At 72.3% G+C, this 14,879-nt stretch carries 9 protein-coding genes and 2 pseudogenes; 10 read left to right on the top strand and 1 reads right to left on the bottom strand.

The annotated features are described in order from the left end of the window. Positions 1 to 502: 502 nt before the first annotated feature. From ACIBB8_RS33455 to ACIBB8_RS33410, 10 genes and pseudogenes are all read left to right on the top strand, one after another. A pseudogene (locus ACIBB8_RS33455) lies at positions 503 to 937 on the top strand (SDR family NAD(P)-dependent oxidoreductase); the annotation flags it as partial. A gap of 40 nt (positions 938 to 977) precedes the next feature. After that, positions 978 to 1,193 (top strand): hypothetical protein, encoded by a 216-nt coding sequence (locus ACIBB8_RS33450; RefSeq protein WP_398958575.1) that lies wholly within the window; start codon positions 978 to 980, stop codon positions 1,191 to 1,193. 40 nt (positions 1,194 to 1,233) lie between these two features. Further along, positions 1,234 to 1,487: pseudogene (locus ACIBB8_RS33445) on the top strand (Scr1 family TA system antitoxin-like transcriptional regulator); the annotation flags it as partial. After that, positions 1,484 to 1,669: a DUF397 domain-containing protein gene (locus ACIBB8_RS33440; RefSeq protein ID WP_398958573.1), complete on the top strand. Its 186-nt coding sequence runs from the start codon at positions 1,484 to 1,486 to the stop codon at positions 1,667 to 1,669. The pseudogene ACIBB8_RS33445 and the gene ACIBB8_RS33440, both read left to right, overlap by 4 nt. A gap of 178 nt (positions 1,670 to 1,847) precedes the next feature. Then, a complete protein-coding gene (locus tag ACIBB8_RS33435) occupies positions 1,848 to 3,959 on the top strand; it encodes a hypothetical protein (protein WP_398958571.1) in 2,112 nt (703 codons plus the stop codon). Between the two features lie 81 nt (positions 3,960 to 4,040). Further along, complete coding sequence (locus tag ACIBB8_RS33430; protein WP_398958569.1) at positions 4,041 to 5,213, top strand: hypothetical protein; 1,173 nt, start codon at positions 4,041 to 4,043, stop codon at positions 5,211 to 5,213. Between the two features lie 74 nt (positions 5,214 to 5,287). After that, on the top strand, positions 5,288 to 6,913 hold the full coding sequence (locus tag ACIBB8_RS33425) for a TIGR02677 family protein (protein ID WP_398958567.1): 1,626 nt from the start codon (positions 5,288 to 5,290) through the stop codon (positions 6,911 to 6,913). Further along, positions 6,913 to 8,550, top strand: coding sequence for a TIGR02678 family protein (locus tag ACIBB8_RS33420; protein WP_398958565.1), 1,638 nt, complete (start codon positions 6,913 to 6,915; stop codon positions 8,548 to 8,550). The genes ACIBB8_RS33425 and ACIBB8_RS33420 overlap by 1 nt, the downstream gene beginning before the upstream one ends. Beyond that, entirely contained in the window at positions 8,547 to 12,749 is a 4,203-nt protein-coding gene (locus tag ACIBB8_RS33415) for a TIGR02680 family protein (RefSeq protein ID WP_398958563.1), read from the top strand. Before ACIBB8_RS33420 ends, ACIBB8_RS33415 begins: the two co-directional genes overlap by 4 nt. After that, a complete protein-coding gene (locus ACIBB8_RS33410) occupies positions 12,746 to 14,008 on the top strand; it encodes a TIGR02679 family protein (RefSeq protein ID WP_398958561.1) in 1,263 nt (420 codons plus the stop codon). Before ACIBB8_RS33415 ends, ACIBB8_RS33410 begins: the two co-directional genes overlap by 4 nt. Here the strand turns inward: ACIBB8_RS33410 and ACIBB8_RS33405 are convergent. Further along, positions 13,912 to 14,751, bottom strand: a complete 840-nt coding sequence (locus ACIBB8_RS33405; RefSeq protein WP_398958559.1) for a class I SAM-dependent methyltransferase — start codon at positions 14,749 to 14,751, stop codon at positions 13,912 to 13,914. The two genes, ACIBB8_RS33410 and ACIBB8_RS33405, sit on opposite strands and share 97 nt — an antisense overlap. Positions 14,752 to 14,879 lie beyond the last annotated feature (128 nt).

Here is a 14,879-nt window from a genome sequence, read left to right as displayed (position 1 = left end):
GCCTGGGTGGCTACTACGCAGCCGTCAGCGCCGCGCACGAGCTGCGCGTCGGGGCGGTCGCAACGGTCAGCGGTCCCTCGTGGCTGGACTGGGACGAACTGCCGGTCTACGTCACCGACACCCTGACCCAGCGCGCCGGCACTCCGGACGCCGCCCGGGAGTTCACGCGCGGCGTCGACCTGCGGGGCGTGGCCGAACGCATCGCTTGCCCGCTGCGCGTCATCGACGGGGGAACGGACAGCATCCCGGGCGTGGCCAACGGCAAGTACCTCGCCGCTGCGGCACAGCGCGGCGAGTACATGGTCGTCCCGCACGGCGACCACCTGGTGGGCAACGCCCGCACCGAGTGGCTGCCCGACACCGCCGACTGGCTGAGCGACCACCTCACGCACTGAGAAGCGAGCATCCCCATGAACAGATTCACCGACAAGGTCGCTCTCATCACGGGCGGTACGAGCGGCATGGGCCACGCCACCGCCTCCTCGACGAGGGCGCACACGTCGTGATCACGGGCCGCGACCAGCCTTGCCTCGCCGCAGCCCTGGCCCGTCTCGACGTGGGCGACCGCGTCCTCGCGGTACGCGCTGACGTCACGTCCCTGACCGCCCTGGACGACCTCATGCGACGGATCGAGGAGCGACACGACCGCCTCGACACGGTCTTCGCCAACGCGGGCACCGGCCTCTTCAAGCCCCCACAGGAGATCACGGAAGCCGACTTCGACCACACTGTCGACATCAACTTCAAGGACGTCTTCTTCACGATCCAGAAGGCGCTACCGCTCACGAACAAGGGCGGATCCATCGTCATCAACGCCTCATGGACCCTCCACCGAGGCCTGGCCCCCGCCTCCCTGTACTCCGCCACCAAGGCCGCGGTGCACAACCTCCCCCGCACGCTGGGCGCCGACCTGGCCCCGCGCGGCATCAGGATCAACTCCATCAGCCCCGGCTACATCGACACCCACATGTACCGGGATGCCCTCCCGACCCCGGAGGCCGAAACCGGAGCGGGAAGGATGGCTGGGCGAAGTCGAGAGCCTCCAGGTCAGCTTTGTCGGCGCGCAGGACAAGCTGGACCAGCTCAATGCCGAAGCAGCCCGCCGATCCTCCGCAGCCGATCTCGGCATGCCGGCCTTCGCCGACATCGCCAACCGCACCACCACTACATCGACGGACCAGCACCGTCCCTGAAATCCATGGTCGCCACGAAGCTGAACTGCCTACGTTCGGGGAGTTGTGGAACGTCGAGATCCAAGTCATGCCGCTGCGCCAGCCGCACCACGCCGGCGCGGACGGCCCGATGCAGCTCCTGGAGTCGCAGGACCACCAGTGGCTCGGCTACTCGGAGGGGCAGCAGACCGGGCAGCTGATCTCCGACCGTAAAGACGTCAGCCTGATGCAGATGCGCTATGCCGAGATGCGCTCACAGGCCTGTCCCCCGCGGACTCGGCGGACCTGTTGAAGCGGATGCGAGGAGCGCTATGAGCACCAGCGGCGAGCTGAACTGGTTCAAGAGCAGCTACAGCGGTTCCCAGGGCGACAGCTGCGTGGAGATTGCGTACCAGCCCGGTGCCGTGTACGTCCGGGACTCCAAGGAGAAGGAGGGGCCGTGGTTCGCCGTCCGCCCGGCGGCTTGGGGAGAGTTTGTCGGTTACGTCACCCTTTGAATCATCCGGCCTGCGCGACAGGGGCTCGAAACTCTTGTCGCGCGGGCTCATGCGTTGCACTGCTGCTCGAGAATTCTGCCGGACCGATTCTGCAGGGAGGAGCCGTGCCATGGCCCGGGGCGGCTGGGTAACGTGGGGGGGGCGGTTACAGGTCCATTGAGGTGAGGTCGTCCCGTCCATGCGTATGTTCTTCGAGCCCGAAGACGAAGAAGCGTTCACCGCCGCCTGCGAGCAGCTCGCCCGCCGCGTCGCGGACTGGGGCCGCGCTCAGGGCGGGGAGGAGGCGGACCCGATCGTCGTGGAGTCGGCACTTGAGTACCGGCACCGCGGGACCGTGGACGGCCGGCTGGGTCTGTGGCAGGCGCGGCATGCGGAGGAGTTTCTGCTGGACTGGCTGCCGCGGACGCTGACCCGGCTGCCGGGCGAGCCGCTGGTGGACGCGCCAGGCGGGCTGCGCGCACTGCTGCGGTACATGGACGCCACGGGCCTGGCGGACCCGCGCGGCGACGCCTTCGACGTGGTGGAGCGGGCCGTCGATGCCGCCGCCGGACAGTTCGAGGCGGCGATGGCGGACCGCACGCGCTGGGGCATGGCGAAGTTCTGGGCGACGACCGCCGCCGAGCAGGGCGTGGACCTCCACGACCAGGCGGCGATGATGCGTTTCACCGAGCGTGCCCGGCGTGACGAGGTGCCGTACGACCGCGACGCCCTGGACGTGATCATGGCGCGGCACCGGCGCACCGGCCCGCCCGGATCCGAACGGGCCGAACCCCAGCTGCCGGTCGTCCTGCCCGGCGAGGACGGGCTGCGGGCACAGGCCGCCGAAGTGCCGCTGCTCCGGCAGCTGAGCGGGCTCGCCGACTGGGCGGGTCCGCAGGGGCGGGAACTGACCAAGACCGGCCGGCTGCGGATCGCCGACGCCAGGGAGCTCGTCGCCACCCTGGAGACCGGGGACCGGCCCGGCTCTCCGCGCACGAGCGCGGAGCTGCCCCGGCTGAATCTGATCTTCGAGTGGGCGAAGAAGGCCCGCCTGATCCGGGTGGCGAAAGGACGCGTGTACGCGGTCGCCAAGGCGCGCCCGCTGCTCGCCGACCCGCTCGCGCTGTGGCAGCGCGCCTTCGAGACGGTCTTCGAACTGCGCGAGCCGCTGCTGGGCGACGCGGACGGCTTTCGGCTCACCTCGCTGCTGTACGACGTGTACGAGGACGTACTGCCCGACGTCCTCAACACCCTCTACAGCCTTCCGTACCCGATGCCCTGGCCCCAGCTCCGGGACTCCGTCCACCTGGCCTACCGGATGAGCTTCGACCTCACGCAGGGGACGGCGGCCCAGCAACGGGGCTGGCTGCTGTCCGCCGACCACGACCTGCGCCACGTCCTGGACGTCCTGCAGCGTCTCGGCGCGATCAGCCGCGAGCAGGGCATGGTCGACCCGGCCTTCCTGGAACTGCCCGCCCCCGAAACCACTCTTGGCCCGGCCCCGGAGCTGCCCGCCGGAATGCCGCCCGAATTCGCCGAGCTCCTCGGTGGCCTCTCCGCTGCCTCCGACCCGCAGGCCGAGGCGAGCGCGAAGCGGCTGCGCGCTGAACTGGCCGACGGGCCGGTGGAGTTGATCCACCTCACCGACCTCGGTACGCATGCCGTACGGCAACGCCTCCTCGCGGAGGGACGCAGCGCACCGCTCGTCGGCGAACTCGCCCACGCCCCTGCCGCCGGGCTGCTCGGCGTACTGGCCGAGCACTACGACCCCGACAGCGCCCGCGCCGAACTCGCCGCCTGGACCACCGCCCACGGCGGTTGTGAAGCCGCCCGCAGCCAACTTCTGCAGGCGGTACGGCAGGCGCCGTTCCGCACACGCGCCGCCGCGTTGCTCGACACTCTGGCCACAGCGCTGCCCGGAGGAGACGGCGAGAAGCTGCTGCGCTCCCTGCGCGCCGACCCAGAACTGGCCCCGACCGCGCTCAGCGTCCTCACCGCGTGCGACATCCTCGCCCCCGACGACCTGACCGAGGCCGAAGCGCATCTCATGGTCGCGGAGAGCCTGCTCCAACTGCTGGAAACGGCTGGAGAGGACGCCTTCCTCGACGTCGTGCTGTCCGGCGGGCGGGGCCAGGCCGAGGACGCGATCCAGGCCGCCCTCACCTCCGGCCACCCGGACCACACCGGACTCGAGCAGCTCCGACGGTTCGAGCAGGGATCGCTGCGCGCCAAGTCCGCGCAGTTGGGACGGCTCAACGCGGCCCGTGCCAGGCGCGGCCGCACCAAGCCCAAAGGCAAGCGCCGCCGCTGACCCCCCGCCGCCCCGAGCCCTGCGGTCCGCCCGACCGCAGGCGCTCCTGCGATATGATCCTCCCCGGTACGCTGCGGGGCTGTGAGCGAGTACCAGTATTACGAGTTCCTGGCCGTCGACCGCCCTTTGAGCGAGCAGGAGCTCGACCAAGTGCGTGCGCTGTCCACCCGGGCCGAGATCACCGCCACGAGCTTCACCAATGAGTACCACTGGGGAAACTTCCGCGGCGATCCCACGAAGATGGTGGAGCAGCTCTACGACGCCCACCTCTACTACGCGAACTGGGGCAGCCGCCGTCTCGTCCTGCGCCTGCCCGACACCCTGTTGCGGGCCGAGACCGCCGCCCCGTACTGCGCCGAGGAGTCGTTGCGGGCCTGGACGCGCTCCGGGCACACGCTGTTGGACTTCTCCCTCTCCTCGGAGGACGGCGGCGAGTGGGACTTCGAGACCTCGTACACGCTCTCGACCTTCGTCGGCCTGCGCGCCGAGCTTGCCGCGGGCGACCTGCGAGCCCTGTACGTGGCCTGGCTCGCCGGACTGACCGTCTGGGAGCTGATGGACGACGACGAGGAGGAGTACGCCCGCGAACTCGAACCACCCGTGCCCGCCGGACTGGCGACGCTGACCGGCCCGCAGCGGGCGCTGGCCGACTTCCTGCGCGTGGACCGTGATCTGCTGGCTGTCGCCTCGGAGACCAGCGGGCCCGCGACCGCGACGGCCGTGGACAAGAAAGTTCTGGCCGCCTGGATCGCCGCACTGCCGGCCGCCGAGAAGGACACGTTGCTCCTGAAGGCCGCGCTCGGCACCGCGCCACAGCCCGGCCTTCACCTGCTGGCCCGCTACCGCGACGCCACGATCCCCAGCCCCCGCAGCGCGGGTGAACGCCGCACGGCTGCCCAACTCCTCGACGCCGCCTACCGCCACCGCACCGAACGCGAACGGCTTCGGAAGGAGGCCGAAGCGGCGGCCCAACGAGCCCGGGCGTTGGAGATGAGCAAGGCCCGGGACGCACACCTGACCCGGCTCGCCCAGGACACCGACCAGGCATGGCGCGACGTCGACAACCTCATCGCACAGAAGAAGCCCGCCCAGTACGACATCGCCGTCACCCTGCTCAAGGACCTCCGGGAGATCCACGCCCGGGCCGGGACCAGCGCCGAATTCCACCAGCGCGCCGCCGGACTGCGCGAGACCCACCGGGGCAAACCCGCCCTGATGAGCCGCTTCGACGATGCCGGACTCCCCAGCTCCTGACCGTGTCGCGCGTGCGAGGGCTTCTCGCCGGTGTGGCCCCGGGCTGTCAGTGGGTGCCCCTAAGCTGCGTAATCGTGGGAGAAACCGGTTTGCAGGGGGAGGAACAGCCGCAGCCTGCCGACGAGGCATGGCAGCGGTTGTCGGCGTACGCGTACCTCAGCGCGCCCGAGCGCATGGAGTACGTGGCGGTGATGCGGGTGTTCTGCTCCACCCTGCTCGCCGATCTGGCCGTGCCGGACGTACTGGCCAGACTGGCGCGCAGCGCAGGGCCAGGGGCGGAGCTGGACGGTGAGACGCTCACGGCCCGGCTGGAGCAGCTGGTCCGTTGGGGCAACCTGCTGCGTTCCACGCATGCGGTGAAGGCCACCAGCATCGCCGAGTACCAGCGCTCACGGTCCCGTTATCAGCTGTCCAAGCTGGGGGAGAAGGTGCAGCGCGACGCCGACGAGGTGCTGGCCGGCGCCGACGCGGCGCGCGAGGTGAGCAGCGAGCTGCTGGCGCTCGTCGACCGGGGGCTGCGGGAGCTGGCGGCCGCGTTTGCCGCGCCGGGCGGGGCAGAGCCGCAGGCGGCACTCGAACGGATCAGTACGCTCTTCGTCCAGTTCGGCGAATTCGCCGATTCCGTACGGGACTTCTACGCCTATCTGGGCCAGGTCCTGGCCCGGTACGACCTGGACGGAGCCGAGTACCAGGGATTCAAGGACCTGCTGCTCGACTACGTCCAGGCCATCAGCGAGGACGTGTCCTTCCGAGCGCCGCGCATTGCCGCGAGCCTGGACGAGCTCTGGCCCCGGCTGCCGGGCCTGCTGGAGCGGATCGACGCCCACGCGGGCGGCCTGGCGGCCGCTGTCGGCGGGCTGCCGGAGACCCGGGTGCAGCGCAGCCGGGGCCGGGAGATGGGGGACTGGGAGGGGCTGCGGAGCTGGTTCGCCAATGGGGGTACGGGGGCCGGCGCGGGCAGTCAGGTCGACCAACTGCGCGATGCCACCCACCGGGCGCTGCACTCGCTGCTCGCCAACGCCAAGCGGATGCTGCGCTCCGCCTCCGGGGAGATATCGCGGCGCAAGGATCTGCTGCGGCTCGCCCAGTGGTTCGACGCCGCCTCGCCCGAGGACGCCCATGACATCGCGGTCGCGGCCTTCGGCCTGTACGGTGCCCGCCATCTGGGAGTGGCGCCGGACCCGGACGGTACGGTGCCGGCCTATGTGAGCTGGTGGACCGGGCCGGTCGTGGACGTCCCGGTGGCGCTTCGGGAACGCGGCTCCCGGGCCCAGCGCGGCCGGGCGTCGGCCGCCGAGGACCACTCCGCGCAGAAGCGCAAGCTGGTGGAGCAGGCCCGCGAGCAGGCGGCCGCCCGCCAGGCCGCCGCGGCGGAACTCCGCAGCGCCTCCGGCCGCTTCGGCCAGGCCCGCCTCACCTCCGCCGCGCTGTCCCTGCTGCTGGAGCTGCTCGCCACCGCCCTGGGCAACGCACGGATCAGCCGGCCGGGGAGCGACGGAGGGAACGGGGGATTCGCCGTGGACGGGGCCCGGTCGGGAGACACGGAGCTGGATCTGGCCGTCGTCGTACGTCATCTTCCCGGAGCCCGGACCGTACTGCGTTCCACCGATGGTGAACTGCTTCTGGAAGACCTGGACATCGAGACAGGCCCGTACGCCTTTTTGAGCCAGGAGCCCGGCACCACGGAGGTGAGTGCCTGATGGCTCTGCCCTCCACGCACGATGTCGCCCTCGCCGCGGAACGGCGTGTCGCCGCCCGGCTGTTGCTGGCATATCCCCTGGTCACCGCCACCGGCCCGCACGCGGACACCTTCCCGCTCGTACGGCGACACGCCGACTGGCTTGCCCAGCGCTTCCAGCAGGTCCTCGGCTACCGGCTGCTGGTCGAGTCCTCCTACGCCCGGCTCTTCAAAGCCGGCCTCGGACCCGGCTCCGGCCATCGCCTGGAGCGGTCCACCGGCACGCCCTTCACCCCACGCACCTATGCCTGCCTCGCCCTGTTCCTGTCCGTCCTGGTCACCGCGCCCGAACAGCTGCTGCTCTCCAGGCTGCTCGCCGATGTACGCGCCGCGGCCGTCGACGCCGGACTGGAGATCGAGACCACCGGGCGTCAGGCGGAGAAGCGCACCCTGGTGGCGGCGCTGCGGCAGCTGGTCGCCTGGGGTGTCCTCGCCGAGACCGACGGCAGCGTCGACGCGGCCGCGGATGCGGACGACAGGGCCGGGGAGGCGCTGCTGACCGTGGACCGGGAGATCGCCCGCGCGATCGTCGCGGGGCCGCTCGCACAGAGCCGCGACGGCGCGGATCTGGTCGTACGGGCCGCCGATCCCGGCTTTGGTGGCCCGCGTACGTACGTCCGTCGGCGCCTGGTGGAGACCCCTGCCGTGTACCTCGACGACCTCACCGACGCCGAGCGGGAGTGGCTGCGCACCCGGCAGCGGCGCGAGGCACAGGCCTTCTCCGAACTCCTCGGCCTGGAGGCGGAGATCCGCGCGGAGGGTGTCGTCCTCACCGACCCCGAGGACGAACTGACCGATCTGCGCCTGCCTGGCACCGGCACCGTCGCCCAGGCGGCGCTGCTGCTGGTCTCCCGGCTCGTGGAGCGCCTTCGTCCCGCCGACCCCGGTCATCCGGCCACCGGGGGGCGGCTGGTCATCGGCGTGCCCGTCCCGGCGGGCCTGGTGGAGGAGATCCTGGCGGAGCTGGTGGAGGAGTACGGCCGGCGCGCCACATGGCAGCGCGGCTATCTCGACGACCCCGCCGCGCTGCGGGCCGACACCGTGGATCTGCTGATACGAATGCGGCTGCTCGCCCTCGCGGGACCGGTCCGGGCGGAAGGCCTCGGCGTGCCCGAGGGGTACGGCACTGAGTCCGCCGACGGCCGCGCGGTCACCGATGTCTCCGGTGTCCGCACCGGCGGTACGTGTCTCGACGGAGGCCCTGGCGGTGCCAGCGCAACTGCCGGCCACGGCTCTGCCCGCTCCGACGGCAGTGGTCCTGCCCTTGCCCTCCCCGGCGGTGGAAACGCCAACGACGGCCCGGACGGCGGCGGGCCCGACTCTGCTCGTCACGACGATGCCCGCACCGGCGGCAGCGATACCGACCCCGCCCGCCCCGACGACGGCGGCACCGACGGCTCCCTCCCTGGCGGTGGCAGCCCCGACGGCGGCGGGCCCGACTCTGTTCACCCCGACGGCGGTGCCGGCCCCGACGGCGGTGGCTACGACAGGACCGGTCTCGTCCTGCTCGCCGCCGCTGCCCGCTATGCCACCGCCGTCACCGTCCGCAAGGCCGCCGCGTCCCCGCACGGCACCGCAGTCCCGCAGGAGCAGCGATGACGTCCGCCCTTCTCCCCGCCCCGCGCTACCGGCTCAGCCGGGCCGGCATCCGCAACGTCTGGCAGTACGACGAGCAGGAGTTCGCCTTCGGCGACGGCCGGCTGCTGCTGCGCGGCAAGAACGGCGCGGGCAAGTCCAAGGCGCTGGAGATGCTGCTGCCGTACCTGCTCGACGGCGACGCCCGCGCCCTGGACGCCACCGGCACGGGCCGCACCACCCTCACCTGGCTGATGCTCGACGGATTCGAGCAGACCAACCGGCTCGGCCATCTCTGGGTGGAGTTCCAACACACAGGTGACGACGGCGAGGAGCGCTTTCTCACTCTCGGCACGGCCATCCGTGCCTCGAAGTCCACCCAGAGCGCCAAGGCGTACTTCTTCGTCACGCCCCTGCGCGTCGGCCACGAGCTGCAACTGACCGCCGCCGGACAGCCGATCCCCGTCGACAAGCTGCGCGAGGCGGTCGGTGCGGAGAACGTCACCGACCGTGCCGTGGAACACCGCGCCCGCGTCGCACGGGAGCTCTTCGGGCTCACCGACCCCGGCCGCTACCGCAACCTCACCCAGCTTCTGCACCGGCTGCGCCGCCCCACCATCGGCGACCGCATCGAGTCCGGCGGGCTGGTCGGAGTCCTCGGCGAGACCCTCCCCGGACTGGACGACGACACGGTTGACAAGGTCGCCCGCAGCCTGGACGACCTGGACGCCGTACGCACCGATCTGGGGCGGCTGGAACGGACCGATGCCGCGCTGCGCACCTTCCTCGGCAGCTACCGTGGCTATCTTCACGGGGTGCTGCGCCGCCGCGCCCACCGTGTCGGAACGGAACTCGACCGGCTCACCGAGCGGCGCCGCGCCGCCGGGGATGCGCAGAAGGAAGCCGCCGCACTGCGGCAGCGCGAGGAGCAGGCAGCCGCACAGCTCGACGCTCTCCACGACGTCCATGAGACGGCCCGGACCGAGCTGGAGGCGCTGCGCGCGGGAGCCGCCTACCGCAGCCTGGAAGAGCTGGCCGAAAGACGGGCCACTGTCGCGGCCCTGCACACCGCTGCCACCACCGCGTTCACGGCCCTGCGCCGCGCCCACGACACCGAACGCGGGGCCGCCCACGCCGTGACCGAGGGGGCGCGGCGCATCGGCGAGCAGCTCATCGGCCTCAGCTCCTGGCACCGTGAGCTGCACGACACCGCCGAACGGGCCGGGCTCGACCCGGTCCACCTGGGCGAGCCGGTGGCGAGTTCCCCGACCGTGCTCGCCCCGCCCGCCGTGACCGAACTGACCGGACCGGACGGCGATCCGCACCTCCAACACCATGGTCCTGTGCGTGCCGTCGACCCCGTGGCCGCCGGCGCCGCCCTGCGCGCCTGGGAGGAGCAGCTCACCGCCGCCGGACCGCTGGCCGGCCGGCGTCTGCGGGCGGTCGGCGAAGTGGCCCGGCTGAGCGGCGCGGCCCGTGACGCCGCCACCCGCGCCCAGCAGTACGACGCCGAGCGCGAGCGGTGCGAGGAGCAGGCCGAGGAGGCTACCCGCCGCGTCGGTGCCCACCGCGACGACGTCGTGCGGGCCGGGACACAGTACGCCGCAGAGGTACAGGACTGGGCCGGCCGCATCCGTGCGGAACTTGGCGCCCCGTTGCCGGACGACGTGGTCGCCCTGACCGGCGCTGAGTCCGACACCGAAGCTCCCTTCTCCGAGCGCGCCCTGCCCGCCGAAACGGCCGCCGACGTGGCCCGCGCCGCCGAGGAGATCCTCGATCCCTTCGCCGCCGCCCTTACCGCGGAACGCGACACCCTTGCCCTGCGGGCCGGCGAACTCGAGGCGGAGCAGCAGCGGTTGAGGTCCGAGCGGGACGCCTGGGAACGGCGCACCGATCCCGAGCCGCCCCGCCCCCTCCACCGCGCGGCCGAGCGGGCCACCAACACCGGTGCCCCCTTCTACCGGCTCGTCGACTTCGCGGACGGTACGGGCCCGGGCGACCGGGCCGGACTGGAAGCCGCCCTGGAGGCGAGCGGTCTGCTCGACGCCTGGGTCACGGCGGAAGGCGCGCTGCTGGACCCGGCCACCCGGGACACCCTGCTCGCCCCTTCCGGCGCGCCGCCCTCCGGTGCCACCCTCGCCACCGTCCTGCGTCCCGTGGCTGCCCCGGACTGCAAGGTCGGTACCGCGCGGATCGAGCAGATCCTGGCCTGCGTCGCGCTGGTCCGGGCCGGCGCGGGCGCCGCCCCGGACCCCAGTGCGCTCGGTCTGGACGGCAGCTGGCGGCTCGGTGTGCTCAGCGGCTTCCACACCAAGGAGCGCGCCGAGTACGTCGGTGCCGAGGTCAGGGCCGCCACCCGCAGACGCAGGCTCGCCGAACTGGATGGGCGGCTCGCCGTCGTACAGCGCGATCTGACGCTCGCGCAGGAGCAGCTGCATGCCGTCGACGGCCGCCGCAGTGCCCTCACCGCTGCCCTGCGTGCCCTGCGCGCTCTGCCTTCCGGGCGCCGGCTCGGGGATGCCTGGGTGCGGTTGGAGCAGGCCGAGCAGGCCGCACGGGAACGGGCCACGGCGGCATCGCGCGCCGCCCGCGAGGCCGAAGCGGCCCGGGCTGCTGCCGTCGCTGCCCGCCGGGAGGCGGAGGCCGCCGCCACCGCGCACGCCCTGCCCGTCGACCCGGAAGGGCTCGAGCGGGTCCGCGACGCCCTCAACCAGCTCGGTGCCGGCCTGGAGAAGCTGCGCCAATCCGTGCGTACGGCCGCCGGAGTCACCGCCGACCATGCTACCCACCACGACCGCCACCGGGACGCACGCGCGGCCCGCCAGGAGGCCGAAGCCGACTACCGCGGCCACAAGGACCGGCTGGACGAGGCCTGCGGTGCCCTCCGCGTCCTGGAGCAGACCGTTGGCGCCGCCGAGCAGCAGATCCTTGCTCAGGAGAAGGGCGCCGAGCGACGCGTCGCCGAAGCCGCCCGGGACATCCCCCGCCTCGAGAGGGAGCTCGAAGGCCTGCGCGAGAACCGGATCCGTGCCGACGAGCGGGCACACACCCGGCAGGACGAACTCACCGCGCAGGAAGGAGAGGTGATCGGCTCCGGCCGCGCCCTGCGCACCGCGCTTGCCATGCCCGAGGTGGGCCGCGGCGCCGGCCTGACCGATCCTCCGCCCGGCGCCCAGGAGCCCGCCGACGCGGCCGTACGGGCCAGAATCCAGGCCCTGCGCGATCTCGTCACGGCCGTCCGCGACCGGCTCGACCCGGAACGCCGGGACGTCACGGACACCACCCTGCTCAACCGTCACACCGCTCTGCGCGACCAGCTCTCCGGCGGCTTCGACGCCATCCTGGAGGAGCGCGAGGGCATCAAGGTCTGCCGGCTCGTCGACGACCACGGCCCGCACGATGTCGCCCTCGTCGCCGAGCGCATCGCCGGACAGGCCACCGACGCCCGCGAGCGGCTCACCGAACGCGAACGCGAGGTCTTCCAGCGCTTCCTCACCGGCGAACTCGGCGACCATCTCTCCGCCCAGGTGCTCGCCGCCACCGCCCTGGTCGCCGCCCTCAACGACACCCTGCGCTCGGTACGCACCTCCCACGGCCTCGGCGTCGAACTCGACTGGCGTCTCGACGACGGCGTCGACGCCGACGTGCGGGCCGCCGTCGAGTTGCTGCGCAGCCCCTCCGGACTGCGTACCCGGGAACAGACCGAGCAGCTGCGCGAGGTGCTGCAGCGGCGTATCGAGGACGCCCGGCGGGCCGACCCGGCCGCCGGCTATGCCGCGCATCTGCGTTCCGCACTCGACTACCGCCGCTGGTTCACCTTCCACGCCTGGGTTGTCGACGACGCCGCCCCCGGCCGCAGGCGCAGACTGACCGGCCGCACCGGACTGAGCCAGGGCGAACAGCGCGTGCTGTCCTATCTGGTGCTTTTCGCGGCAGCCGCCGCGCACTTCACCACCCTGGCTGAGTACGCCCCGCACGCCCCCCGGCTGATCGTCCTCGACGACGCGTTCGCCAAGGTCGACGAGCCCACCCACGGCCGCCTCTGCCGGATCCTCGTCGACCTCGACCTGGACTTCGTCCTCACCAGCGAGCGGCTGATGGGCAACTGGCCGGACGTACCCTCACTGCACATCTACGAATGCCTGCGCGACCCTCATGTCCGCGGAGTCGCGACGCTCCACTACAGCTGGAACGGCCGCCGGCGGCGCCTGATGCCCGTATGACCCCGCCCCTGGACGGTCCCACCCGCGACTGGCTCGCCGGCCCGGACCTGGCCCGGCTGTGGCAGGCCGTACGCAACCGGTTGGAGCGCAACGGCCTGAGCGCCACCGGCAGTCTGCGCCTGACCGGACTCACCCCGGCGGAACGCCGGGCCGTCTCCCTGCTCCTGGGACGGCCCGTCATCCGCCCCGAACTCACCCTGCGCCTGGCCGACCTGGACACCAGACTGCGGTCGTCGGCCGCCAATTGTGGTCTGGTGGACGCCGTCACCGCGCTCGGTCCGCCCCTCACCGACCACCGGGCGGCGCGTGAGAGCACCAGGGAACGCACCGCCCAGCTGTGGGCCCGGCTCACCGACACGCTCCAGGCCTCACCGCTGGCGGACCAGGAGTGGGCCCATCACTGGCTGGCGGAGATACGCCGGGCCGGTCTTCCCGGCCGCCAGCAGCCGACAGATGCCGCGGCCACCGTCGAACAGGCGATCCACACGCTCACCCTGCTCTTCTCCGGCGATTCGGTACCCCGCGGCCGGAGCGATCTTGCCACCGAGGTCACCGGCACTGCACACGGCCTCGACGACGGCACCTGGCTCGCCCGGCTCGTCCAGCGCGGAATCGCCCTCGCCCACGGCACCGAACCCCCAGAGGACGCCAGCGCCCGCCGCGCCCTGTGGCGGCTCGCCTCCGTCACCCCTGACGAGGTCTCGAGCACGGTGCTGACGTACGGCCTGCACCCCACGGGCGGCGGCTGGCGCGAAGCCGCCCTGCGCGAGCGCGCCCGGCACCGGGCCGAGAGCCATCTGACCCTCCGGGAGATCCGCGCCCTGCAGCTCACCCTGCCGTCGGACACCGTCATCCGGATCTGCGAGAACCCACGTGTGGTGGAAGCGGCGGCGGACAGCGCCTGCACCCAGCCCTTGGTCTGCACCTCGGGAAGCGCCGCCACCGTCGTACTCGACCTGCTCGACGCCCTTGCCGCGGCCGGCTGCGCTTTCACCTACCACGGTGACTTCGACTGGCCCGGCATCGCGCTCGCCAACCGCATCATCCGCCGCTACGACGCTTGCTCCTGGCGCATGGAGACCGACGACTACGAGCGCCTCGCCCTGCACGCACGGGCGCGAGGTATTCCGCCGCTTCCCTTGGAAGGCCCCGTCGTGGAAGCTCAGTGGGACGCGGACCTCGCCCCCGCCATGGACGCGCTCGGCGTCGCGCTGCACGAGGAGGCGGCGCTCGAGCTGCTGGTGGATGACCTCGCCTGACCGCCCAGGGACGCTTCCCGTCGTGCCACGACCAGGCGGCACCTCGGGCTGCCGTCCGGTCGTCGGCCGAGCTCCTCCAGGGGCAGCAGCTCCACCTCGAAGCCCGTCTCGGTCAGGTCCTCCAGCACATCGGGGAGACGGAACGTCCGGTAGTACATGACGAAGCGCGGCCGCCACAGGGCGTTGCGCACACGCATCGTCGTGTCGAAGCCCAGCAGGGCCCAGTACAGCGGGGAGCCCACTCGCGGCGGGGCGCCGATCGGGAAGGCGAAGCGGCCGCCCGGGCGGAGTGCCGCGTGCACCTGGGCGAACAGGCCGGGGCGTTCCTCGGGCAGGAAGTGGCCGAAGGCGCCGAAGCTGACCGCCAGGTCGAAGGCCGGCTGGAAGGGGAGGGCGAGGGCGTCGGCTCGTACCCAGTCCAGGGCCGGGCCGCCTGACGGCGTGGGCGGGTGCGCGGAACGGCCCACGGCCAGCATGCCGGCGCTGAAGTCCACGCCCGTGACCCGTTCCCGGCACAGGCGCCGCAGGATGTCCATCCCGGCACCGGTGCCGCAGCAGAGGTCGAGGCCCCTGTCGAAAGGACCGAGGCGGGTGAGGGCATGCTCGACCGCCATCAGAACGCGGTCCGGGGTACGGAACGGCGTGCGGTCGAACTTCTCGGCGAGCAGGTCGTATCCGCGCTCCGTGGAGGACAGCGCCTGAACCGCGAGTTCTCGGAGGGTGGGTCCCTGTGATGTGAACATCACCGCCCAGGGTAGCCAGTGGCCGGTGGTGCGGTAACGGCCTGGTGCACGATAGAGAGTGGATCAGCGAGCGGCGTCATGCGGCTTCGAATCCAAGGCGGAGGAGGGAGGCGACGCGAAGGGGGCCC

Origin of the sequence: Streptomyces sp. NPDC051286, from assembly GCF_044455345.1 — a bacterium.
Lineage (GTDB): Bacteria > Actinomycetota > Actinomycetes > Streptomycetales > Streptomycetaceae > Streptomyces.
The sequence above is the reverse complement of the archived record's forward strand: the minus strand, read 5'-3'. Positions and strand labels throughout refer to the sequence as shown.

Bases quoted from the DNA above. Each gene is read 5' to 3' on its own strand.
- ACIBB8_RS33450 (WP_398958575.1), top strand. From the start codon at position 978: ATGCCCTCCCGACCCCGGAGGCCGAAACCGGAGCGGGAAGGATGGCTG.
- ACIBB8_RS33440 (WP_398958573.1), top strand. From the start codon at position 1,484: ATGAGCACCAGCGGCGAGCTGAACTGGTTCAAGAGCAGCTACAGCGGT.
- ACIBB8_RS33435 (WP_398958571.1), top strand. From the start codon at position 1,848: ATGCGTATGTTCTTCGAGCCCGAAGACGAAGAAGCGTTCACCGCCGCC.
- ACIBB8_RS33420 (WP_398958565.1), top strand. From the start codon at position 6,913: ATGGCTCTGCCCTCCACGCACGATGTCGCCCTCGCCGCGGAACGGCGT.
- ACIBB8_RS33415 (WP_398958563.1), top strand. From the start codon at position 8,547: ATGACGTCCGCCCTTCTCCCCGCCCCGCGCTACCGGCTCAGCCGGGCC.
- ACIBB8_RS33410 (WP_398958561.1), top strand. From the start codon at position 12,746: ATGACCCCGCCCCTGGACGGTCCCACCCGCGACTGGCTCGCCGGCCCG.
- ACIBB8_RS33405 (WP_398958559.1), bottom strand. From the start codon at position 14,751: ATGTTCACATCACAGGGACCCACCCTCCGAGAACTCGCGGTTCAGGCG.